The organism is Microbacterium sp. Ru50, from assembly GCF_002920555.1.
Lineage (GTDB): Bacteria > Actinomycetota > Actinomycetes > Actinomycetales > Microbacteriaceae > Microbacterium > Microbacterium arborescens.
Window position 1 is genome coordinate 36,663 of sequence record NZ_PQSV01000006.1, and the last position, 22,146, is coordinate 58,808.

16 protein-coding genes are annotated in these 22,146 nt (G+C 70.8%); 7 read left to right on the forward strand and 9 right to left on the reverse strand.

Annotation, left to right across the window (positions count from 1 at the left end; translation table 11 throughout):
- Nucleotides 1–152: 152 nt before the first annotated feature.
- Nucleotides 153–5,666 (reverse strand): LamG-like jellyroll fold domain-containing protein, encoded by a 5,514-nt coding sequence (locus C3481_RS15215; protein WP_103843175.1) that lies wholly within the window; start codon nt 5,664–5,666, stop codon nt 153–155.
- Nucleotides 5,667–5,845: 179 nt separating this feature from the next.
- Here C3481_RS15215 and C3481_RS15220 point away from each other — a divergent pair, with 179 nt between their 5' ends.
- The gene (locus C3481_RS15220) at nt 5,846–6,565 is read left to right on the forward strand and encodes a CDP-alcohol phosphatidyltransferase family protein (RefSeq protein WP_023954354.1); all 720 of its coding nucleotides are present in this window, start codon (nt 5,846–5,848) and stop codon (nt 6,563–6,565) included.
- A 12-nt stretch (nt 6,566–6,577) separates the two neighbouring features.
- Here the strand turns inward: C3481_RS15220 and C3481_RS15225 are convergent, their stop codons facing one another.
- From C3481_RS15225 to C3481_RS15235, 3 genes are read right to left on the reverse strand one after another with little or no spacing between them, the layout of a single operon-like run.
- Entirely contained in the window at nt 6,578–7,303 is a 726-nt protein-coding gene (locus tag C3481_RS15225; RefSeq protein WP_023954352.1) for an SGNH/GDSL hydrolase family protein, read from the reverse strand.
- Nucleotides 7,300–8,004 (reverse strand): isoleucine patch superfamily protein, encoded by a 705-nt coding sequence (locus C3481_RS15230; protein ID WP_023954350.1) that lies wholly within the window; start codon nt 8,002–8,004, stop codon nt 7,300–7,302. Before C3481_RS15230 ends, C3481_RS15225 begins: the two co-directional genes overlap by 4 nt.
- Nucleotides 7,997–9,268 carry a hypothetical protein gene (locus C3481_RS15235; protein ID WP_103843177.1) on the reverse strand — a complete coding sequence of 424 codons (1,272 nt, stop codon included), beginning with the start codon at nt 9,266–9,268 and terminating at the stop codon, nt 7,997–7,999. Before C3481_RS15235 ends, C3481_RS15230 begins: the two co-directional genes overlap by 8 nt.
- Nucleotides 9,269–9,389: 121 nt before the next feature.
- On the opposite strand from C3481_RS15235, the gene C3481_RS15240 reads away from it, so the two are divergent.
- The 4 genes from C3481_RS15240 (at nt 9,390) to C3481_RS15255 (ending at nt 13,160) form a co-directional block, all read left to right on the forward strand.
- A complete protein-coding gene (locus C3481_RS15240) occupies nt 9,390–9,926 on the forward strand; it encodes a DapH/DapD/GlmU-related protein (RefSeq protein WP_023954346.1) in 537 nt (178 codons plus the stop codon).
- Nucleotides 9,923–11,023 (forward strand): glycosyltransferase, encoded by a 1,101-nt coding sequence (locus tag C3481_RS15245; protein WP_071919125.1) that lies wholly within the window; start codon nt 9,923–9,925, stop codon nt 11,021–11,023. Before C3481_RS15240 ends, C3481_RS15245 begins: the two co-directional genes overlap by 4 nt.
- A gap of 137 nt (nt 11,024–11,160) precedes the next feature.
- Nucleotides 11,161–12,186, forward strand: a complete 1,026-nt coding sequence (gene gmd, locus C3481_RS15250; RefSeq protein ID WP_036304794.1) for a GDP-mannose 4,6-dehydratase — start codon at nt 11,161–11,163, stop codon at nt 12,184–12,186.
- Nucleotides 12,174–13,160, forward strand: a complete 987-nt coding sequence (locus C3481_RS15255; RefSeq protein ID WP_064955376.1) for a GDP-L-fucose synthase — start codon at nt 12,174–12,176, stop codon at nt 13,158–13,160. Before gmd ends, C3481_RS15255 begins: the two co-directional genes overlap by 13 nt.
- Here C3481_RS15255 and C3481_RS15260 read toward each other — a convergent pair.
- Complete coding sequence (locus tag C3481_RS15260; RefSeq protein WP_103843179.1) at nt 13,092–14,603, reverse strand: hypothetical protein; 1,512 nt, start codon at nt 14,601–14,603, stop codon at nt 13,092–13,094. The genes C3481_RS15255 and C3481_RS15260 overlap by 69 nt on opposite strands.
- Before the next feature lie 123 nt (nt 14,604–14,726).
- On the opposite strand from C3481_RS15260, the gene C3481_RS15265 reads away from it, so the two are divergent.
- Complete coding sequence (locus C3481_RS15265; protein WP_172407869.1) at nt 14,727–16,205, forward strand: polysaccharide biosynthesis tyrosine autokinase; 1,479 nt, start codon at nt 14,727–14,729, stop codon at nt 16,203–16,205.
- 16 nt (nt 16,206–16,221) lie between these two features.
- Here C3481_RS15265 and C3481_RS15270 read toward each other — a convergent pair whose 3' ends face one another.
- On the reverse strand, nt 16,222–18,186 hold the full coding sequence (locus C3481_RS15270) for an endo-1,3-alpha-glucanase family glycosylhydrolase (protein WP_103843181.1): 1,965 nt from the start codon (nt 18,184–18,186) through the stop codon (nt 16,222–16,224).
- A gap of 422 nt (nt 18,187–18,608) precedes the next feature.
- On the opposite strand from C3481_RS15270, the gene C3481_RS15275 reads away from it, so the two are divergent.
- Nucleotides 18,609–19,811, forward strand: coding sequence for an NAD(P)/FAD-dependent oxidoreductase (locus tag C3481_RS15275; protein WP_103843183.1), 1,203 nt, complete (start codon nt 18,609–18,611; stop codon nt 19,809–19,811).
- Here C3481_RS15275 and glmM read toward each other — a convergent pair.
- From glmM to rplM, 3 genes are read right to left on the reverse strand one after another with little or no spacing between them, the layout of a single operon-like run.
- The gene (gene glmM, locus C3481_RS15280) at nt 19,804–21,165 is read right to left on the reverse strand and encodes a phosphoglucosamine mutase (protein ID WP_103843186.1); all 1,362 of its coding nucleotides are present in this window, start codon (nt 21,163–21,165) and stop codon (nt 19,804–19,806) included. The two genes, C3481_RS15275 and glmM, sit on opposite strands and share 8 nt — an antisense overlap.
- A gap of 5 nt (nt 21,166–21,170) precedes the next feature.
- Entirely contained in the window at nt 21,171–21,662 is a 492-nt protein-coding gene (gene rpsI / locus C3481_RS15285; RefSeq protein ID WP_023954328.1) for a 30S ribosomal protein S9, read from the reverse strand.
- A 29-nt stretch (nt 21,663–21,691) separates the two neighbouring features.
- Nucleotides 21,692–22,138, reverse strand: coding sequence for a 50S ribosomal protein L13 (gene rplM / locus C3481_RS15290; protein ID WP_103843188.1), 447 nt, complete (start codon nt 22,136–22,138; stop codon nt 21,692–21,694).
- Nucleotides 22,139–22,146 lie beyond the last annotated feature (8 nt).

The window sequence follows — 22,146 nt, forward strand, 5'->3', positions numbered from 1 at the left end:
CCGCTTCGGTGTTACCGGACGCGTCGGACGGACCCTCCCCGCGTCGCGCGGCCCTATAAAGAGGTGTGTCCGCGGGACACGTCGGAGGCCCGGTCGACGTTCGGGTCGTCGGCCGGGCCTCCGGGTGCGACGCGAGCGCCGCCCCCGCCGCGTCAGGGCAGGGTGTACGTGAGCGTGAGAGTCGGGCGCTGGCTCGCCGAGGTCGCCTCCCGCGAGAAGATCCGAAGATTGTCCGCTGAGGTGGTCGAGAGCCGGAGCGTGACAGCCTGCCCGAGGAGCGGGGCGAGCTGCTCGACGGCGAGTGGCACGGTGTACGCGGTGTTGGTGGCGGACGCCCCCGACAGCGTTCCGATGGGCCCCGTCCCGCGGATCGCAGTCGGTCGATTGTTCCAGGTCAGCGTCGCCTCGTCCCAGGTGCCGTCCATCAGATGCACGTCGTGCGCCCCGGTGCTTCCCGCCGAAGGGTCGGTCGAGGTCCGCACGCCGAACGTGGCCGAGACGAGCGTCGCGCCCGGAGGGAGGGTGGGCAGCGAGAGCCGGAGAAAGCTCTGCTGGCCGACATCACCCCGCGAGACGAGCTGGTTCGAGGTCGCATAGTTCTGCGCTGGCGTGTTGGCGTATCCGGCGGCGTCCGCGTCGACCGCGACCGTCGCCGTCGCCGTCTGCACCGCGGGCACGACCGTCGCCGAGACCGCTGCCGATGCCGCGCTGACGTTTCCCGCGGCGTCGCGGGCGGCCACGCGGTACCAGTACGTTCCGGATGCCAGTCCGGCATCGGTGTGACTCGTGGTCGTCACGGTGGCGATCCGGACAGAAGGGTCGGCGGCGAAGTCGGCGCTGGTGCCGCGGTAGAGCTCGTAGCCGGATACCCCGACGTCGTCGCTGCTCGCCGGCCACGAGAGCTGGGCTGAGCCACCGCTGACCGTCACGGCCGGTGTCCCCGGCACGGACGGCGCCGTCGTGTCGGGCGCGGTCACGGTGACCGTCACCTCGCTCGACGCGGGACCGGCGTTGCCGGCGGCGTCGAACGCAACGGCCCGGTACACATAGGTGCCCGGCTCGAGCGGGCCGTCCTGAGCGGCCGTCCCGGCCGTCTGCGCCACCCGGTTGCCGGCCGACACCGCGAACCCGGGCGTCGTGCTGCGGTGGACGTCGTAGCGGACGACTCCGCGGTCATCCGTCGCGGCGGTCCACGAGAGGCCGACCGTCGATCCCGTCGCGTTCGCCTGCACGCCCGTGGGCGCGGTCGGAGCCGCCGTGTCCGGGGCCGACAGCGGTGTGAACTCGAGCACGATCACCGGACGGTACGAGCTGTTCGCCGCCTCCGACGACCACAGCCGCAGGTTGTCGGCACCCGAGCCCGTCATCCGCAGCGTCGCGTTCTGTCCGAGCAGCGGCCGCAGCGATGCCGTCGAGAGATCGACGCTGTAGGCCGTGTTGACGGCGGGTGCCTGTCCGAGGCGCCCCGCCGCGGTTCCCGGCGTGGTGGGACGCGAGTTCCACGTGACCGTCGATTCGTTCCAGGCGTCTCCGATGACTGCGAAATCGGTCGGCTCGACGGTGCCCGCAGACGGGTCCGTCGAGGTACGGAGCTTCAGTGTCACGCGCGTCAGCGCCGTGCCGTTCGGAGCCGTCGGCAGCGGGGCCGACAGCAGCGACTCGATCTGGCTGGTGCCGCCTCGGCTGGAGAGCTGCGTGCTCGCGCCATAGTTCGTGCCGGGCACGCCCTGCACCACCATCGCGTCCTCGGCCACCGGGACCGTGACCACGACCGGCTCGACCGACTCGATCGTGACCGCGACGGATGCCGCGGCACCGACGTTGCCGGCGGCGTCGACCGCCGTGATCTTGTAGTGGTAGACGCCGGGCGCGAGGCCCGCGTCGTCGAACTTCAGGTCGGTGACCTCGGCGACGCGGTTGGTGTCGTCGGCGACGAAGGCCGCGTCGGAGCCGCGATGCACGCGGTATCCGGTGACGCCGCGGTCATCCGTGGCCGCGGTCCACCGCACCTGCACCGTGCCGTCGACCAGGGCGGCCGTGGCGGTGGCAGGCGCCGAAGGCGGCGTCGTGTCGGGCGCGGCCACCGTCGCCGGGAGCGAGGCCGGCGAGGCCGCGCTGACGTTGCCGGCCGCGTCGGATGCGGTCACGCGGTAGTAGTACGTGCCGGGCTCCGGCGCCGGGTCGGTGAACCCGGTGGTCGCCGTTGCGCCGACGACGTTCGCGGCGTTCGCCGTGAAGTCCGCCGTCGGGCCGCGGTGGACGGTGTAGCCCGTGACCGCGACGTCGTCGGCGACCGCGTCCCACGTCACCGAGATCCCGTCGGCGGCGACCGTCGCGACCGGGGCTGCGGGCGCCTGCGGAGCCGTCGTGTCGGGGAGGTCGACCTGCGCGGCGTCCGTCGCGGGTCCGACGTTGCCTGCGGCGTCGACCGCGACCACACGGTAGTACCGCGTACCGGGCACCTGCGCCGTGTCGACGAATACGGTCGTCGCTGTCGACCCGAGCCGCGTGTCCTCGCCGAGGGCGAAATCGGCCGTCGCGCCGCGGTAGACCGTGTACGACGTCACCGCGTGGTCGTCGGTCGCGGCCGTCCACGACAGGTGCACGCCGTCGGCGAGGGCCTGCGCGGACAGCGCCGTCGGCGCGGTCGGCGGGGTGGTGTCGGCGATTCCGATCGCGTGGTGGCGGGCCACCGTCGCCGCGTCGAGCGTCGTCGGGTAGATCGCGAACTCGTCGAGCTCGCCGTCGAAGTAGAACGACTGGGGCTGGCCGGGCCAGCCGCCGAGGTTGCCGCCGCCGATGCGCCAGTAGCCCTCGCCGGTCTCGGCGCCCGTCTGTCCGTTCGCGGCCACGAGCTCGCCGTCGACATAGAGCTTGCGTCCCGTCTCGTCGATGACGGCGACGGCGTGGTGCCAGAGGTTGTCGTTGTACGACTTCGAGGACTCGACCGTCGCGACATAACCGGGGTACGAGCCCCAGATGAGGCGCCCGTCGTTCGTCATGTACAGCTGCTTGTCGTAGTTCCATCCGTTGCCGGTCGGGACGTTCTCGAACCCGAACAGCTTGCCGCCCGCGGTCGTGTCAGTGCGGAACCAGATCTCGCCCGAGGTGGTCGGCGAGGGAGCGGTCGGCTGAGCCAGCGCTACGGTGCCGGAGTCGTTGCCCGGGAGCGCGACCGATCCGCTGCCGGGGACCGCACCCGAGGGCTGCCTCTGCGCCCCGGAGTTGTAGGCGCCGGGGCTCGTGCCGAACAGCGACGAGTCGTCCGCCACAGCTCCGGCGTCGTCGAAGCGCCAGTAGAGAGAGGGCTCGGATCCGAAGACGGCGGCCCCGTATGCGTCCGCCGGCGCCGCGTTCAGGTCGAGCGTGCGTCCCGAGGCCTGATAGTGCGCCGCGACGCGGGCGGGCGCAAGGGCGCTCGGGTAGATCGCCACCTCGTCGATGAGCCCGCCGAAGAAGTTGCTGGAAGGCTGCCCCGGCCATCCTCCCAGCTGGTCGCCACCCACTCGCCACACGCCCCAGTACGACTGTTGGTCGCGGTTGCTGTTGGATCCGACGCGGAGGCCGTCGACGTAGAGCGCCATGCCGCTCGCTCCCTGGGTCGCGACGATGTGGTGCCACTGACCGTCGTTGAGCGGCTGCGGGCTGGTGACGGTCGACGCGCTCCCGATCCAGACGCCGAAGGTGACGCGCCCGTCGTTCTGCATGTAGACGTGGCGGTCGTACGAGCCGCTGAGGTTCGAGATGTTGGAGCCGGTGCGGGGACGGCCGTTGCCGAAGCCGACGATCTTGCCGCCCGCGGTCGTCGTCGTGTTGATCCACGCCTCCACGGTGTACGTCGAGGGCCCGAGCCGCAGCTGATCGGTGATGGCGTAGTCATCGACGCCGTCGAACTTCAGCGAGCCGCCCGCGGCGGGCACCGCACCGTCGGTCGAGACGGTGGCCCCGTCCATCAGGATCGCCGGGACCGCATCGGTGCGGGTCTGCGCGGCCCCTGAGTCGTGAACCCAGGTGCTGTTGGCTGCGCCGGACCACAGGCTCACCGGCCCGTCGGCGCGCACGGCGGCGGGATAGTCGGCACCGGCCGCGCGAGCCGTGGCACTGACAGCGGCGGAGCGGGCCGAGGTGTTGGTGCCGTCACTGGCGGTGACGCGGTACGAGTAGCTCGCACCCGGCGTCACGTTCGTGTCGACGAAGGTGACCTGCGGGCGCTCCCACCACAGCGATTTGCCGGTGCCGCTCCAGATCGGATCCGTCGCGTTGCCACGGTAGACGCTGTAGGTCAGGTGGCTGTCGTCGGCGTCCACCACCGTGCGGAAGCGCACCTGGATGGTGCCGTCGCTCGTGGCCTGCGCGCTGGCCACGGGCGTGGGCGGAGCACCGGTGTCCTGCGGGCCGAACCGGGTGAGCCCCTGCTGGGCGTGGCCGTTGATGGTGGTGAAGTCACCGCCGGACCAGAGGTAGCGCTGCCCGCTCGCGTTGCCGGTGGCGACGGCGAGGGCGCGCGGCCCGATGCCCTCGCCGATGCCGTCGTTGCCGAGCGGGAGCCAGCCGAGCACCTCCATCGAGTCGGGGTTCTGCGCCATGAAATACCGACGGATGCCGTCGTTGAAGGCGTTGATCCCGCTGCAGTCGTGCGCGTGGCTGGCCGAGTACAGCGTGCCCTGGTACATCACGAGCGACTGGGTCGCGCCGAGGCACGTGTCGCGCCAGACCTGGTCACCCGTGGCCCAGGAGAAGGCCGCCTTGCCGTCGAACACCCCGCCGCCCGTGCCCTCGTTGCCGATGTAGAAGCGTCCGTCCCCGCCGTCGATGATGGTCTTGGTGACCGACGTGTCGGGGATGAAGCCCGGCCCGTAGGTGCGCAGCACATCACCGCCGCTGCCGTCGGCGATGCTCGCGCCGCTGACGATCGCGATCGAGTGCGAGTACTGACCGTTGATGGAGAAGAGGTCGCCGCCGACGACCACCTTCGCGCCGTCGGGCGACACGGCGATGGCGCGGCCCTCGTTGACCTGCGGCGGCAGATCGGTGCGGCCGCGCACCGCGTTGGCGGTCCACGGCAGCAGCGAACCGCTCGTGGCGTCGAAAGCAGCGAAGGCCTGACGGGTCTGGCCGCCCACGGTCGTGAAGAGCCCGCCGGCGTAGAGCACGTTGCCGTGCAGCGCGAGTGCGGTCACCGTCGAGCCGGGCAGCGGCGCCCGGAAGGGGGCGACCGTGCACGCTTGCACGTCGAGCACCGCGATCCGGGCGACGTTGACGCCGCCCACGGTGGAGAAGTTGCCGGCGATGTAGACACGCGACTGATCGGCGCTGACCGTGATGGCCCGCACCGTCGGGGTACCGCCGCTGAGTGTGACGCCGAACTGGCATGCGTCGGGCTCACCGGTCTCGGCATCGAGGATGACGAGGGCGTTGCGCGCTCGAGCCGCATCTGATCGGCCGGCCGGCGGGCGGATCTGCGAGAAGGTGCCACCGGCGACGACTTTGCCGCCGGCCGCACCCAGCGCGTAGACGGTGCCGTTGGTCTGCCAGGTCGACTGATCGTCGGCGGCGAATGAGACTCCGGGCGAAAGAGCGGATGCCGGCGCGGAGACCCCGGCGACCCCCGCCCCGATGATGAGAGCCATGACGACAGCGGCGACGGCCGCGATGCGTGTACGCACGAGTTTTCCCCAATTTTGCGCGCCCTCGCGGACGCTCCCCAAGACGCGCGGCCCCCGCCGCACGTCGTTCCCCCAAGCCCGGATCGATGCCCCAGCACCAGTCCGACTTCGTGCATCGTACACTGTGGCTCAGGGGACGCATAGGTCGGATTCCGCCGACCGGCGCGATGGGGGAGACAATGCGATTCGGCGACGCTTGGGGAAGCCTGCGACAGGCTCAGAAGGGCAAGCGAGGCGTCTCGCTGTACTCGCGGTGGGTCAATCGGCCGCTCGGGCGGGTCTTCGCCGCCGCGGCGGCCTCGGCGGGGATCGGCCCGAACGCGGTGACGGCGGTCTCCGCGCTGGCGACCGTGGCCGGCCTCGTCGTCATCGGGGCCGTGCCTGCCACGGTCGCGAGCGGCGTCGCCGCTTCGGCGCTGCTGGTCGTCGGCTTCGCGCTGGATGCCGCAGACGGCCAGGTCGCCCGCCTCACGGGCGCATCGTCGCGCGCCGGTGAGTGGCTCGACCACGTCGTCGATGCGGGGAAGATGGTCGGCGTGCATGCGGCCGTGCTCATCGGTTTCACCGCGGGCGGTCGCTCCGGCGGCGCGTGGATGCTCCTGCCGCTCGCGTACGCGCTGGTGTCGGTCGTGCTCTTCTCGGGTCTGACGCTCTACGCACTGCTGGCACCGCGCTCGAGCGCCGCACCACCGCCGTCGACGCTCCGAGCCGTGCTCCTCCTGCCCGCCGACTACGGCGTCCTCGCCGTCGCATTCGTCCTGTGGGGAACGCCCGAGGTCTTCGTCATCGTCTATGCGGCACTGCTGCTGGCCACCGCCGGTGTCACGGTGCTGCTCACTCGCAAATGGTTCCGCTCGCTGTCTGCGCCGATCGACGCCGTCTCGCCACGGACGTTCTAGACCCGAGGCTCATCAGCGCAGCGCCGCGATGACTGCCCGTGCGATCGCCTCGTGCCCTGCGTCGCTCGGATGCACCCCGTCGGGCGCCAGCAGACCGTCGCCGCCCGCCAAGGGCTGACCGATGTCGAGCCAGGTGGCCCCGACTCGCTGCGCGTCGGCGTGTACGAGCTCCGACAGCTGCTGCACGCCCTCCGGCGCGTCGTCATGCCACAGCACGTCGGTGACGTAGACGCGACTCTCCGGGTAGACGGCCGCGACCGTGTCGAAGAACGCGGCGACCTCGGCATCCACCGGGGACCCGCCGACGTCGTTGCGTCCGCCGGACACCACAACGATGTCGGGCACGAGGGCCGCGCCCTCGCGAGCCATCTCGCCGAAGGTGGGACACTCGTCCCGGCCGCACGCCGCTGGCGCGCCCTCGCCTGTCACCCGCGCGCCGTAGCCCGTACCGCCACGCGCGAGGTTGCGCACCCGCCAGCCCTCGGCTTCGCCGACGAGACTCGCCCACCCGAGCGACTTGTCGGACGCTCCGGTACCGGCAGTGTACGAATCCCCGAGGAACACCACGATCGGATCAGGAGCGCCGTCAACGGCCGAGCTCGGCCGCAGCGCGGCGCCGCCGGCGAGCACGCCGCCGATCGCCAGCGCTGAGAGGGCGACAGCCCATACAGGCATCCCTCCCCAGTCGGCCGACCACCAGCGTGCGCCGCCGCGCCCCACGCGCCGGGTGGAGCTCATCGTCCGGTCACGATCTCGTCGGTCGCCGGGATCCACACGTCGTGGGTCGAGGTCTCGTCCCGGTCGAACCAAGCGCCCGACACGGCGCCGCGGAGGGTGGCCGGCACGCCCGCCCACAGCCCCGCGTCGGGTACGCCGCGGGCACGCGTGAGGACCGATCCCGCGCCGAGAACGGATCTCGGCGGAAGCACGGCGCCGCCGAGAATCAGCACGCGTGTGCCGACGAACGACCGTTCTCCGATGGTGACCGGGAACGCGGCCTGAGCATTGCGCCGCAGGTCCACGCTGTGCGACATCACCCGGCTCTGGTGTCCGGCGAGCGAGGCGAAGGCTCCGAGCGTCAGCGACCCGGAGCAGTCGAGCTGGTGGCGGCTGGTGATCTTCGCGTGATCACCCAGCACGAGGCGCCCCCCGCCGGGCAGATGCCGGATGAAGACGGGGTGCGACGAGACGAGGTTCCAGCGACCGAGCATCGCATCACGTCCCAGCCGGATCTCGCTCATGTTCTTCACCACGTTCGCCGAACCGAACGAGGCCCCCGGCCCGAGTTCGAATGACGCGACGCGCCACACGATGCTCGCCCGTGCCCGCGCAGTGGCGTGGATGCGGTGACCGGCGCGGCGCAGGAGCGCATTCTTCAGAGGGCTCGCAGGCAGCAGCCACAGCGCGAGCCTCAACAGGTCGCGAACCTTGTCAGGCATCGATCTCCTCCCGGATGACGGTTCTGTTGGATCGGATGGTGCGCGAGGCCGCACCCGCTTCGACGGCGCCGCGGGTGACGAGCCCCACCACGACAGCCCCGAGAGCGCCCGGCGCGGCCCACAGGATGGCGCCGAGGGCGACGAGCGGGACGACGACGACGGTGCTGACGAGCGTGGCCTGCGCGCCGATGCGCAGGCGTCCGAGCGATGGCAGCAGCGCCTTGGCGACGAGCGACTCGAAGAAGTTGACCGCGACGAAGAGCCCCATGAGGACGATGGCCACCGGCACGACCTCGATCTCGCCGTTGCCGAGCCAGCCCAGCGCCGCACCCCCCGCTATCACGACCGCGAGGCCGATCGCCAGCGACATCCCGCCGCCGACGAGCAGGACGCTCCGTGCCCGCGCGGCGCTCTCGGCCCCGTCCCGCCGGGGCACCCACCCCTGGGCGACCGTGATGACCGGCTGCAAGGCGACGCCGACCTGCCGCTGGAACTTGTCGACGAGAGCGAAGACCGGTTGTGCCGCCGGGGCGACGATCGATACGACGACGACCGGAAGGGCGATGTAGACGGCTGATCCGAGCGCCGACCCCATGCCGTGACGCTGATCGGCCAGGATTCGCAGCAGTCTCGCGGGACGCGGCGCGGATGCGCGGTGGTGTCGAGATGACACGAGGATGCACGCGGTCGAGCATCCGAACGCGGCGATCATGCCGCCGAGCATGCCCGCCAGCCCCGCCGCGGCTCCCCCGCCGCCGAGCATCAGGACGATGCCGACGCCGGTACCCGCGACGCGCGGCAGCGTTTCGGCGAGCAGGAGCGAGAACGGGGCCCCGCGTCCGACGAAGTACCAGTTGGCCGACACACCGGCTGCCGCCGCCGTCGCGGCTCCGAGCGCCGCCAGGCCCGACGACTGCGGTGCGATCGCGGCTGCGGCGAGGCTGGTCGCCAGGACGATCGGGACGAAGAGGGCGAGCCGGGCCCGGACCGACTCGATGTACGCCGTGCGGCGCGACGGCTCGTCGGCGACGGCGATGCGGGCCGGGCCCGAGACACCCCAGCCGAATCCGATCGCGGCGGCGGCGATGGCCCCCACGGCTTGTCCGAGCGCGATCGCACCCCAACCGCGATCGCCCTCTGCCGCGATCATCACCGGAATGGCCGCCAACGACGCGATCGCCAGCAGCCCGATGGACAGGGCGAAACCCGACATCCTGCCGAGCCCGCCCGAGAGACGACGCAGTCGCCGCCGCACGTCGGACATTCCCCCGATACCCCCGAATCCGAGCCGCGTCCCCACGCCTGCCCGTTCGGAGGAGACGGTACCGCATCGGCCCCCCATCTGTCTCCAACCGATCCCGCAGCCGTGTGTACGATGAGGCGCCATGGGGGAACGGCGACGGCTGGCGGGCTTCAGCGGCAGGGGATACGACAAGGGCCGAGGGCCCGTCTGGCAGGCGGCGTGGCAGCTCGCATCGGCGATCGCGGTGATGCCGTGGTTCGTGCCGGTGCCGGTGCGGATCGCGGTGCTGCGCGCTTTCGGCGCTCGCATCGGACGCGGCGTGAATCTGCGGTCTGGCGTGCGCGTCCACTGGCCGTGGAAGCTCGAGATCGGCGACGACACCTGGGTCGGCGAGCGCGTCTGGATCCTGAACCTCGAGCCGGTCACGATCGGCAACGACGTGTGCATCTCGCAGGGCGCCCTGCTGTGCACCGGCAGCCACGACCGCCGATCCCCCACCTTCGAGTTCGACAACGCGCCGATCGTCGTCGAGGACGGCGCCTGGGTGGCCGCACGGGCGACGGTGCTGCGGGGGGTCCGGGTAGGCGCCGACGCCGTCATCGGAGCGACCGCTCTCGCGGTTCGCGACGTGCCCGCCGGGGCGACGGTGCTCGCCCCCGCCGCGATCGTGCGATCGTGAAGGTTCTCGGCGTCGTCACTCTCGTCAGCCCGCACGGCGAGTACGGCGGGCCGGTGCGGGTCGCACTCAATCAGCTCGCAGCGTTGCGGGATCTGGGCCACGACGTGGTCATTGCGGGAGCAGCACGCGGGTACGACTCGCTCCCCTCCGACGTCGACGGCATCCCCGCCCGCTTGTTCCCCGCCCGCACGCTGATCCCGGGCATCGGGTTCGCGGGCATCGGGTCACCCGCGCTGCTGCGCTCGCTGCGGCGCCACGTGGGTGAGTTCGACATCGTGCATGTGCACGCTGCGCGTGATCTCGTCACCCTGCCCGCGGCCCGCGTCGCCGGTGCACGCGGGGTCGCCACCGTGCTGCAGACGCACGGGATGATCGACGAGTCGGCGAATCCGCTCGCGATCCCCCTCGACGCAGCGCTGACTCGTCCGGCGCTTGCTTCGGCTCGCGCCGTGACCTACCTGACCGCCCGGGAACGCGCGTCGCTCGAAACCATCAGCCGAGGACGTGCGCGGCTGGTGGAGCTGCCCAACGGCGTTCCGGAGGCACCCGCAGCCTCCCCGACGGGACGCGAGCTGCTCTACCTCGCCCGGCTCGCCGCTCGCAAGCGGCCGGTGCAGTTCGTCGAGGCCGCTGCACGGCTGGCGCCGGAGTTCCCCGACGCCCGCTTCCGCCTCGTCGGCCCCGACGAGGGCGAGGGCGACGCCGTCCGTGCCGCGATCGAAGCCTCGGGACACGGCGAGCGCATTCGCTGGGAGGGCGCGTTGGAGCCCGCCCGCACCGGAGAGCGGATGCGGCGGGCCAGCGGCTACGTGCTCCCGGCGGTCGACGAGCCCTATCCGATGTCGGTCCTCGAGGCGATGTCGGCGGGTCTGCCGGTCGTCGTCACGGACACGTGCGGGCTCGCGGCCGCCGTACGAGACGCCGAGGCGGGGTTCGTCACCGACGGCGGCTTCTCCTCTCTGGTCACGGCGATGCGCCGGCTGCTCGCCGACCCGGCGGATGCGCACCGGCGCGGACAGCGCGGCCGGATGATGACGCGCGAGCGGTTCACGATGCCGGCGATCGCGGAGAGGCTCGTCGAGCTCTATGCGCGGTGACGCGCGCTTGTGGTGAGGAGCTCGGCGTCCCTATACTCGCACCACCGTCGATTTGGGGATCGGCACGCGCCGAGCGGAGGGGTCCGCTCGGGTCGCGCGACGGGGCTGCAGCGCCGAGGCTTTGGGGGAGAACGCTCATGAAGCGTGCATTCATCACCGGTATCACGGGCCAGGACGGCTCCTATCTCGCCGAGCTTCTGCTCGCGAAGGGCTATGAGGTCCACGGCCTGGTCCGCCGGGCGTCGACGTTCAACACATCGCGAATCGACCACCTGTACGTCGACCCGCACGAGGTGGGGGCACGGCTGTTCCTCCACTACGGCGATCTCAGCGACGGCGTTCGGATGACGACTCTGCTCGCGCAGATCCAGCCCGACGAGGTCTACAACCTCGGCGCTCAGTCGCACGTGCGGGTCTCGTTCGACGAGCCCGAGCACACCGCCGACACCACCGGCACCGGTTCGGTGAGGCTTCTGGATGCCGTCCGCATGTCGGGTGTGCAGACCCGCTTCTACCAGGCGTCGTCCTCCGAACTGTACGGGGCCACTCCCCCGCCGCAGAGCGAGACCACGCCCTTCTACCCGCGCTCGCCCTATGCCGCCGCGAAGCTGTACAGCTACTGGATCACGAAGAACTACCGCGAGGCGTACGACATGTTCGCCGTCAACGGCATCCTCTTCAACCACGAGTCGCCACGCCGCGGCGAGACATTCGTGACGCGCAAGATCACCCGTGCCGTCGCGGCGATCAAGCTCGGTGTCCAGGACCACGTGTACCTCGGCAACATCGACGCGGTCCGCGACTGGGGATATGCCGCCGAGTACGTCGAGGGGATGTGGCGGATGCTGCAGGCCGACGAGCCCGAGGACTTCGTGCTCGCGACCGGCATCGGCATCACCGTGCGTGATTTCCTCGAGGCCGCCTTCGCCCACGCCGGTCTCGACTGGCGACGCCATGTCCGCTTCGACGAGCGCTACCTGCGTCCGACCGAGGTCGACGCACTGATCGGCGACCCGAGCAAGGCCGAGGAGAAGCTCGGCTGGAAGGCCACGGTCGGCCCGCTCGAGCTGGCGCGGATCATGGTGGACGCCGACATCCGGGCCCTCGAGTTCGCGGGCCGGCCGTGGATCGACACGGTCGCCCTCTCGGGATGGGCAGCGTGATCGACGAGGGCGCGTTCGCACCTCGCCGCCTGGATCGTCATGCGACGTTCTTCGTCGCAGGGCATCGAGGTCTGGCCGGCAGCGCGGTGGTCCGTCGTCTCGAGGCCGAGGGTTTCGATCGGATCCTGACCCGCGCCTCGTCCGACCTCGATCTGACCGAACGCGGCGACGTCTTCCGCTTCTTCCGCACGCACCGCCCGCGCTACGTCGTCCTGGCGGCGGCGAAGGTGGGCGGCATCCTCGCCAACAGCACGTACCCGGTCGACTTCCTGAGCGTCAATCTCCGGATTCAGTCCAACGTGATGGACGCGGCGTGCGAGACGGGAGTCGAGCGGCTGGTGTTCCTCGGATCGTCGTGCATCTACCCGAAGCTCGCTCCGCAGCCGCTCCGCGAGGACAGCCTGCTCACGGGCCATCTGGAGCCGACCAACGATGCCTACGCCATCGCGAAGATCGCCGGCATCCTGAATGTCCAGGCCGTGCGCAGACAGTACGGGCTCCCCTGGATCTCGGTCATGCCCACGAACCTCTACGGCCCGAACGACAACTTCTCGCCGCTCGGGTCGCACGTCCTGCCCGCGCTCATCCGCCGCTACGACGAGGCAGCCGCCGCCGGCAGCCCGCTGGTGACCAATTGGGGGTCGGGCACGCCGCGGCGGGAGTTCATGCACGCGGACGACCTCGCCTCGGCGATCGTGCACCTGATGGAGCACTACGACGGCGCATCGCACGTCAACATCGGCACGGGCCAGGACACGACGATCCGCGAGGTCGCCGAGCAGATCGCGCACATCACGGGCTACCACGGCGAGACGCGCTGGGACACGACGAAGCCCGACGGCACGCCGCAGAAGCTGCTGGATATCTCGCTGCTGCGTTCGACCGGATGGGCGCCGAGCGTCGGACTACGCGGGGGCCTGGCCCGCACGGTCGCCTGGTACCGCCGCAGCCACGCCGAGCTCCGCGCCGCCTGACTCGTCGCCGGGCGGACGACCACGCCCGGCGACGAGGAGGAGGCACGCGACCATCACCGTCGTCGCACCGGTCGCCTGCAGCAGCGAGCCTCGCATGAGGATGGTCATGTAGACCGGGAGCACCGCACCGACGATGGCCCAGACGCCGCCGGAGGCGAAGGCGGTCGCGATCCTGACGTCCATCGCCCGCAGCAGGATGCCGAGCGCTACGAACACGACCACGACACCGGCGATGCCGCCGTTGACCATCGCCTCGGCCCACATCGGCGCTGAGAGGTTGTCGAAGCTGTACCCGCGATACTCCGCCAGGACGATGCCCGTGTCGGTGGGCTTGTCCGGCCAGACCGCGCGGGGAACCCAGAACAGGATGCTGCCCAGGAACTGTCGCGCCGGCTCGACGAGGCCGTCGAGCCAGTAGGCGAGCGAGTTGGCGACCTGCCAGAAGGCGTCGTAATCGGGATTGCCGAGGTACTCGCCGAAGAAGCTGGTGCGATTCACCCGCACCTCGTCGGTGCGGAACGCGTCGGCGATCGGGAAGAGGAACAGGAAGGCCGCGATCGCGAGCAGCATCGTCAGGCGGGCCCGGGAACGGGTGGCGACGGCGCCGGCGAAGACGGCCAGGGCGACCGCGACGGTTCCGAAGGTGTAACGGGCGCTCGCGATCGGGTTGACGATCAGCAGGAGCACGACCGCGGCGGCGAGAGCCGCGACGGTGAAGCCGACGCGACCCGCTCGGGATCGGGCGACTCGTCGAAGCTGGGCCAGCGCCCCGGTCGCGATGAGCAACGGGTAGACCGACGCGGCGTACATGACGGCGCGGAGAGCCGGGTCCGGCCAGCGCGCCTCACGCGCGGCGAAGGCCGCTTCGCGGCTGCCGAGGGCGGCCGCAGGACCGAGCTGGGCGACGAAGAACGCGCTGATACCGAGCCCGACGACGGCGAGTCCGATCGCTCGGGCCGCGCTCACGGGACGGGATACGCCCGCCGCTCGCGGCGGACGTACGTGCTGCAGCAGGATCCAGGCGGCGCGAGCGAGCTCGTAGCAGCCGAGGCCCAGCGCGACGATCCCCGCCGTAGGGAGGTCGAACGCCGGATCGATGCCCGGGGTCGTCGTCGAGACGGCGTCGGCACGGATCTGCGCCGTCGGCGCCAGCCCCATGAAGATGTAGGCGAAAACCCAGAAGAAGAAGTCGAACAGGTGAGGACGCCCCGACACCCACGACGCCGAGAGCCGGACGCCGCCGTAGATCATGATCAGCAGCGTGATGATCCACGCCTCGCTGCGTCCCCGGTCAGGGATGTCCGAGACGAGGGCGACCGGCAGCACGATGCTGAGCACACCGATCGACAGCGCGACGAGGGCGATCCGCGCGCCACCGCGCAGCGACGACTCGGCGCCACCGCGGATAACCGCGTCGCCGATGGTTCCGGTCTGCTTCCCCACGAGCCTCCCCCTCGCATATCATGGCAGACGGGGGTCCGCGTGGTCACACGCGGCATATTGGGGCCGCGTCGATTCGTCGACGCGCGAATGGGGGACGCTATGGAGTCCAACCGTGTTCTACGGGTGATCCGATACCACTGGATGACGGTGGTCGTGCTGACGGCGCTCGGCGCCGCGATCGGGCTCGCATACGCCTGGACGGTGCCGCGGGAGTACACCGCGCGAGCCGACGTCTTCGTCGCCGTGACGGGGAGCTCGACGACGGGTGAACTCGCCCAGGGGAGCAACTTCTCTCAGCAGCAGGCACGGAATCTCAGCACCGTCGCGACGCGGGAGATCGTGCTCGCCCCGGTCATCGACGAGCTCGGGCTGCCCGACTCGACCGCCAAGCTGCGTTCCCGAGTATCGACCTCGGTGCCGCTGAACACCTCGATGATCTCGATCTCGGCCGTGGACGCATCCCCGCGCGAAGCGGCGCGCATCGCCAACCTCGTCGCCGCCAAACTCGCCGAGGTCGTGCCGACACTGTCACCCCAGGTCGACGGCACCTCGCCGGTTCGATTGCGCGTCATCGAGAACGCGGTTCCGCCGAACCTCCCCTCCGCTCCGCATATCCCGATGCTCGTCATCCTCGGTGCGCTCGGCGGCCTGGTCGCCGCGGCCGCCGTCGTGCTCCTGCGTCTGGCGTTCGGCACGCGCGTGCGCACCGTCGAGCAGGCTGAAGAGGCGGCGGACGCCGCGATCATCGGTACGGTGAGCACCGATCGCACCGCCGAACGCGCGCCCCTCGCCCTGATGTCGGCCCCGCAGTCGCTGCGCTCCGAGGACTACCGCCGCCTGCGCGGGAATCTGCGTTTCGTGCAGGCATCGCAGGATCACCGCGTCTTCGTCTTCACCTCGTCGGTCCCCAGCGAGGGCAAGAGCACGACCGCCGCGAACGTCGCGGTGGCATTCGCCGCGACCGGCGCGTCGGTCTGTCTCGTCGAGGCGGACCTGCGCCGCCCCAGCCTCGGGCGCATCCTCGATCTCCCGCCCGACCTCGGGTTCACGAGCGTCATCGCGCGGGAGGCGACGCTGGATGACGCGCTGGTCGCCTGGGGCCCGGACCGGCTCCGCGTCCTGCTGGCCGGCCCCGTGCCACCCAACCCGTCGGAGCTGCTCGAGTCCGAGCGCGCACTCGAGTTGCTCGAGAGCCTGCGGTCGGCCCATGACATCGTCATCATCGATGCGCCGCCGGTGCATCCGGTCACCGACGCCGCCGTCCTGGCGCGTGTCTTCGGCGGCGCCGTACTGGTCGTCGGTGCCGGGCGCGCCCGAGAGCGCGACGTGCGCCGCGCCGTTGCGCGCCTGGCATCGGTCGGAGCCACGATCCACGGGGCGGTGCTCAACCTGGCGCGTCCGACGCGAGCCGACCGCCGCAGCTACTCGACGTACTCGATGGTGCCGGAGAGCGGACGAGAGGGACGGGCGGACGGCTCGCGAACGTCGACGCGCAACAGTTCGCGCGAATCGCGCGTGCCGCGCGTCTCCGGAGCCGGTGACGGGAGCCGCCCCGCCGCCGACGGGCTCCGCTCGGAGACCTCGACAGCGGGGCGCCGCTGATCCGTCGTGCAGCGCGTCAGCCGAGGCTGCTGACCCCGTAGTAGCTGAGGTCCTGCACACGCGGCGTGCCGACGACGCGGTACGGCGACGTCAGCGAGATCACCCGCTTGCCGGAACGATCGATGCTCGCCGACACCGCACCCTGTCGCAACGGCACCGTGTAGACCGATCGACCTGCGGGAGCGTCGAATCGCGTGGCGGTGCCTCCCACGGTGACGGTCACAGTGGCGGGCGCGGTCAGATACACCACAGCCTCCACTTCGTCGGTGGGCGTGCTCGACGTGCCGCCGAGAGTGGGGGTGGCCAGCGTGTGACCGAGGCTCGGACGAGCGCCGGCGAACTGCGTACGGTGCACGAGGAATGCCTGATCCTGCGTCACCTTCGGCTCCGCCCCGGCATGGAACCAGTCGAGGTACGGCCGGCTGATGTCGAGGAACGTATCGCCGTGGTCGGCCGACGGCGCGAACTGCGTGCTTTCGCTGTAGTCGTTCCACGTGACGAGCTGCACGTACTGCGCACCGGAATCGATCGCGCGGCGCCATGAGGCCCGCAGGTTGTCGGTGTTGCCCGACTCGGCGAACACGCCCGCGCGCGGACGGTAATCCTGCACCGACACCGGCGCCATCCAGGTCTTCCCGAGAGCCCTGGCACGTGCCGCGTAGTCGGGGCCGTTCGCCGTGTGCCACGGAGTGCGCACACCCCAGTTGCCGTAGCCGTCGGCGATCGCGCGGAAGGCGGACATGTTGGCGTCGGAGGGATTGAGGAAAACGGCCTGGAAGGTGACCTGCACACCGTGCGTGCGCTGCAGTCGTTGGATGATCCGCGACCACCATTCCACGCTCTGCTTCTCGGCGGCGAAGGATGACAGGAGCATCCGGTCTCCGACGCGGAAAGCCGCTTTCGACCGGTAGAGCTCGGCCAGGCGGTCCGCCACGGTCTCGGGGGATACCGCGGCCACCGACGCTGAGGCGTCGACCATCGGCACCACGGCGAAGCCGCCCTGCCGTTCGGCCGCGGTGAAGAGGTTCTTCGTGGCGTCCCAGTTGCCGCCGCTGACGCTCATGATGTTGACGGTGAACCCGTCGATACCGGCGCCCTGAGCCTGAGCGACTTCGCGCCGCAGGTTGTCGACCTTCCAGGACGAGGAGCTCGATGGCGCGACGCCGAGCGGACGGTCGCGCAGGAGCCCGCCGTACTCGGCATGCTTGCCGTTCTCTCCATCGGGGCTCAGATAGTTGCGCGTGTAGTAGTCGGTGTCGGCGGGCCGATTGTCGATCGAGATCGGGTACGGCGGGAAGTAGTGCGCGAACACCATCCGTGCCCCGCTGGCCGGGGCCGGGGCCGGGGCCGGCTTCGGCGTGTACGTCAACCGCAACGAGGGCGCCTTGTCTCCCGTGCGGAAGAACGTGGTCGAGACGCTCTTCTGCCGATAGGCCAGCCGGACCGACAGCTGGCCGTCCTGCGCGACCTGCGCGACGTCGCCGAGAGGCACCGTCACAGACGAGCCGGCACGCGCCGTCGCTGTCGACCCGGCGAGCAGGTCACCCGACTCCGCGGGCCGGGTGGCGTAGGTGAGAGTCGCTCCGGCCCACGAGCCGCGCTCGGCGTACACGTCGACACCGGCCGTCGACGCGGTCGAGTATCTCACCGTCAGAGACAGCGATGCCGAGACGGGACGCGTGGTGTCGACATCGGCCGGCAACGTGAAGCGCGCATAGCTGCGGTCCTGCGTCGAGGTCGCGCTGAGCGGCTGCGTTCCCAGCACGGTCCGGGGCGTGCGCGCCGAGACGGTGGCCGTATCACTCGTGGACAGAGTGACCGTCACCGGGCGCGGCGTCGCCGCTTCGGCGACGTGGCCGCCCGACGCGTGAGCCGCGCTGGTTCCGCCGAGCAGCAGTGCGAGTGTGGACAGGGTCGCGAGAATTGCCCGCCCCGAACGTCGTCGGCGCGAGCTGTGGGGATCTTGATTGTCGGGTTTCATGTCTTCCTCGTGGGTAACAATCACCTTGACGAGCGCTTACCGCCCGCCAAGTCCCTCCCCCAGCAATCTCCACGAGTGTGCCACGAAGCATCGACCGCACCAAATGCTCCGGCGTCTTCCCGAAGCGCAAGGCCATGCGAAGGCAACCGCAACGTTGGCTCAACGTTGCCCGAAGCCCTCGTTTCACACGACGCGACGCAATACTCTGAAGATCGTTCCGAGGCCGACCGGGTCGACATCCGATGAGACCCGCTACTCGGATCCGTTCGCCGGTTTGGGGCCGGCGTGTCGGATAGTCTCACTGTCCGGACGCGATTGGGGAAGAGCGTCCGGACAGTGGACCCCGGCGGCGAATCATACGCCTCCGCCGCGGGCAGGGCAGGCGGTGGGATCGATGCGCCGTCGCGCTCTACGGTGGCCCGATGCAGAGCTACGACTATCTGATCGTCGGCGGCGGGATGGTCGCCGACGCGGCCGCCCGCGGCATCCGCGAACTCGACGAGAGCGGCACGATCGGCATCCTCAGCGCCGACGTCGACGAACCGTACACGCGCCCCGCGCTGACGAAGAAGCTGTGGACCGACCCGGACTTCACCTGGGACCAGGTTCCGCTCGGCACGGCCGACGACACCGGCGCCGAGATCCGGCTGCGGACGCTCGTGACCGCGATCGACCGCGACGGCCGCACGGTCGAGGACGAAGCCGGCGAGCGCATCGGCTACCGCCGGCTGCTCCTCGCCACCGGTTCGCGTCCGCACGAGATCGATGTGCCCGACAGCGACCGGGTGCTCTTCTTCCGCTCAGCCGACGACTACCGCCGGCTGCGCGAGCTCGCCGCCGCGGGTGGGCGCATCATCGTCGTGGGCGGCGGCTACATCGGCGCCGAGCTCGCGGCCGCGCTCGTGCAGAACGACGTCGCGGTCGACCTCGTCTTCCCGAGCGCTGTGCTCGGCGACGGCACGTTTCCGCTCGAGCTGGCCGAGCGCTACCAGGATCTGTTCCGAGCGGCCGGCGTCCGGCTGGTCGCGGAACGTCGGGTCGCCGAGGTCGTCGAGGGCGCGTCACCGCACGACGCTCTGGAAATCCTCCTCGACGACGGGTCGCGCCTGCGCGGCGACGCGATCGTGCTCGGGCTCGGCGTCTCGCCCGTGACGGACCTCGCCGAAGCCGCCGGTCTCACCGTCGCCGACGGCGTCGTGGTCGACGAGCTGCTGGCTACCAGCGATGATGCGATCTGGGCGGCGGGCGACATCGCCTCGTACCCCGACCGCCTGCTCGGCCGCACCCGAGTCGAGCACGTCGACAACGCCCAGGAGATGGGCCGCGCGGCCGGGCGGGCGATGGCGGGCAGCGGCGAGGCCTACCGGCACACCCCGTACTTCTACTCGCAGGTGTTCGGCGTCCGGTGGGAGGCCGTCGGCACCCTCGACCCCGATCTCGACACGCTCATCGTGGACGTCGGCCAGGACGAATCGGGCCCGCGAACGGTGGTGTACTACCGCGACCAGACGGGCGCGCCGGTGGGCGTGCTGCTCTGGAACGTCGCCGGCGCCACGGATGCCGCACGCCTCGTACTCGCCGAGTCGCCCACCGGCACGGCGGATCTGCGCGGCCGGATCAGCTGAGCGCGAGGCGGTCGGCCACGACGGCCGCGAGCTCGTCGGCGATGGCCCGGGCTTCGTCCTCCGTCGTGGCCTCGACCATGACGCGCACGAGCGGCTCGGTACCGGAGGCACGCAGCAGCACGCGACCGGAATCACCGAGGCGCGCGGTCGCTGCGGCGACGGCATCCTGGACGCCCGTGTCGCTGGCGACACGCTCGCGATCGACCTCGCGGACGTTGACGAGCACCTGCGGATAGACGGTCATGACAGACGCGAGTTCGGCCGCGGTCTTGCCCTGGCGTGCCATCTCGGCAGCGAGGTGGAGCCCGGTCAGCAGACCGTCGCCGGTCGTCGCGTAGCGACTCATGATGACGTGCCCGCTCTGCTCACCGCCCAGACCGAAGCGGCCCTGAGTCATGCGCTCGAGCACGTAGCGGTCGCCGACCGCGGTCTGCTCGACGGCGATGCCGTGCTCGGCCATCGCGCGGTGCAGTCCGAGGTTGCTCATGACCGTCGCGACGAGGGTGCTGAAGGGCAGGCGTCCGCGCTGCTTCATCGCCACCGCGAGGATGGCCATGATCTGGTCGCCGTCGATGACGCGACCCTCAGCGTCGACGGCGAGGCAGCGATCGGCGTCGCCGTCGTGCGCGATGCCGATGTCGGCCCCCGTGCGGATGACCTCGGCGGCCACCCGGTCGAGATGGGTCGACCCGACGCCGTCGTTGATGTTGAGGCCGTCGGGGTCGGCACCGATGACGGTGACCTTCGCGCCGGCGTCGCGGAACGTCTGCGGGGACACCCCGGACGCCGCGCCGTGCGCGCAGTCGATGACGACGTGGATGCCGTCGAGCGTGTGCGGCAGCGAGCCGAGCAGGTGGACGACGTAGCGGTCCTCGGCGTCGGCGAACACCCGGATGCGGCCGACGTCGGCGCCCGTGGGCTGGAGCTTGGGGCCCGTGAGGGCCTCTTCGATTCGGCGTTCGACCTCGTCCGGGAGCTTGACGCCGCCGCGCGCGAAGATCTTGATGCCGTTGTCGGGAGCGGGGTTGTGGGATGCCGACACCATGACCCCGAAGTCCGCGTCGATGTCACCGACGAGGAACGCCGCGGCCGGAGTGGGCAGGACGCCCGCGTCGAGCACGTCGACGCCCGATGAGGCGAGGCCGGCCGCGACAGCGGCCGACAGGAACTCTCCCGAGACGCGGGGGTCGCGCGCCACGACCGCGGTCAGCCGCTTTCCGGCGGCCTTGCGCGCCTCCGCGATACGGCCCTGGCCCAGGACGACGGCAGTCGCCTGGGCCAGGGTGAGTGCGAGTTCGGCGGTGAGGGGGCCGTTGGCCAGCCCCCGAACACCGTCCGTACCGAACAGCGCCACGGAGCTTAACGCTTCGAGTACTGAGGAGCCTTGCGCGCCTTCTTGAGACCGGCCTTCTTGCGCTCCTTGACGCGCGCGTCGCGCGAGAGGAAGCCGGCCTTCTTCAGGGTCGGGCGGTTGTTCTCGGCGTCGATCTCGTTCAGCGCGCGGGCGATGCCCAGGCGCAGCGCACCGGCCTGACCCGAGGGGCCGCCGCCGGAGATGCGCGCGATGACGTCGTACGAGCCGGCGAGCTCGAGCACCGTGAACGGGTCGTTGATGAGCTGCTGGTGCAGCTTGTTCGGGAAGTAGTCCTCGAGCGTGCGCCCGTTGACCGTGATGGTGCCCGAACCGGGGATGAGGCGCACGCGGGCGATGGCCTGCTTGCGGCGGCCCACGGCGGCACCGGGAACCGAGAGGACCGGACGGGGCGCGGCGGCTGCAGCAGCCTCCGAGGCGGGCGTCTCGGTCGAGTAGTTCTGGGGGGTCTCCTCGAGGGAGTCAGCGATCTTCGCCATCAGTGTTTCCTTGAGTGTTTTCGCGGCGCTTACTGGGCGACCTGGTCGAAGGTGTAGGTGGTGGGCTGCTGCGCAGCGTGCGGGTGCTCGGCACCGGCGTAGACCTTGAGCTTCGAGAGCTGCTGGCGGCCCAGGCTGTTCTTCGGGAGCATGCCGCGGATGGCCTTCTCGACCGCGCGGGCGGGGTTCTTCTCGAGCAGCTCCTCGTAGGAGACGGCCTTGAGGCCGCCCGGGTAGCCCGAGTGGCGGTACGCCATCTTCTTCTGGAGCTTCTGACCGGTCAGCGCCACCTTGTCGGCGTTGACGACGATGACGAAGTCACCGGTGTCGACGTGGGGAGCGAAGGAAGCCTTGTGCTTGCCGCGGAGAAGGACGGCGGCGTGCGAGGCGAGACGGCCGAGGACGACGTCGGTTGCGTCGATGACCAGCCACTCGCGCTGGATCTCGCCAGCCTTGGGGGTGAAAGTGCGCGTCACAGTAGTGC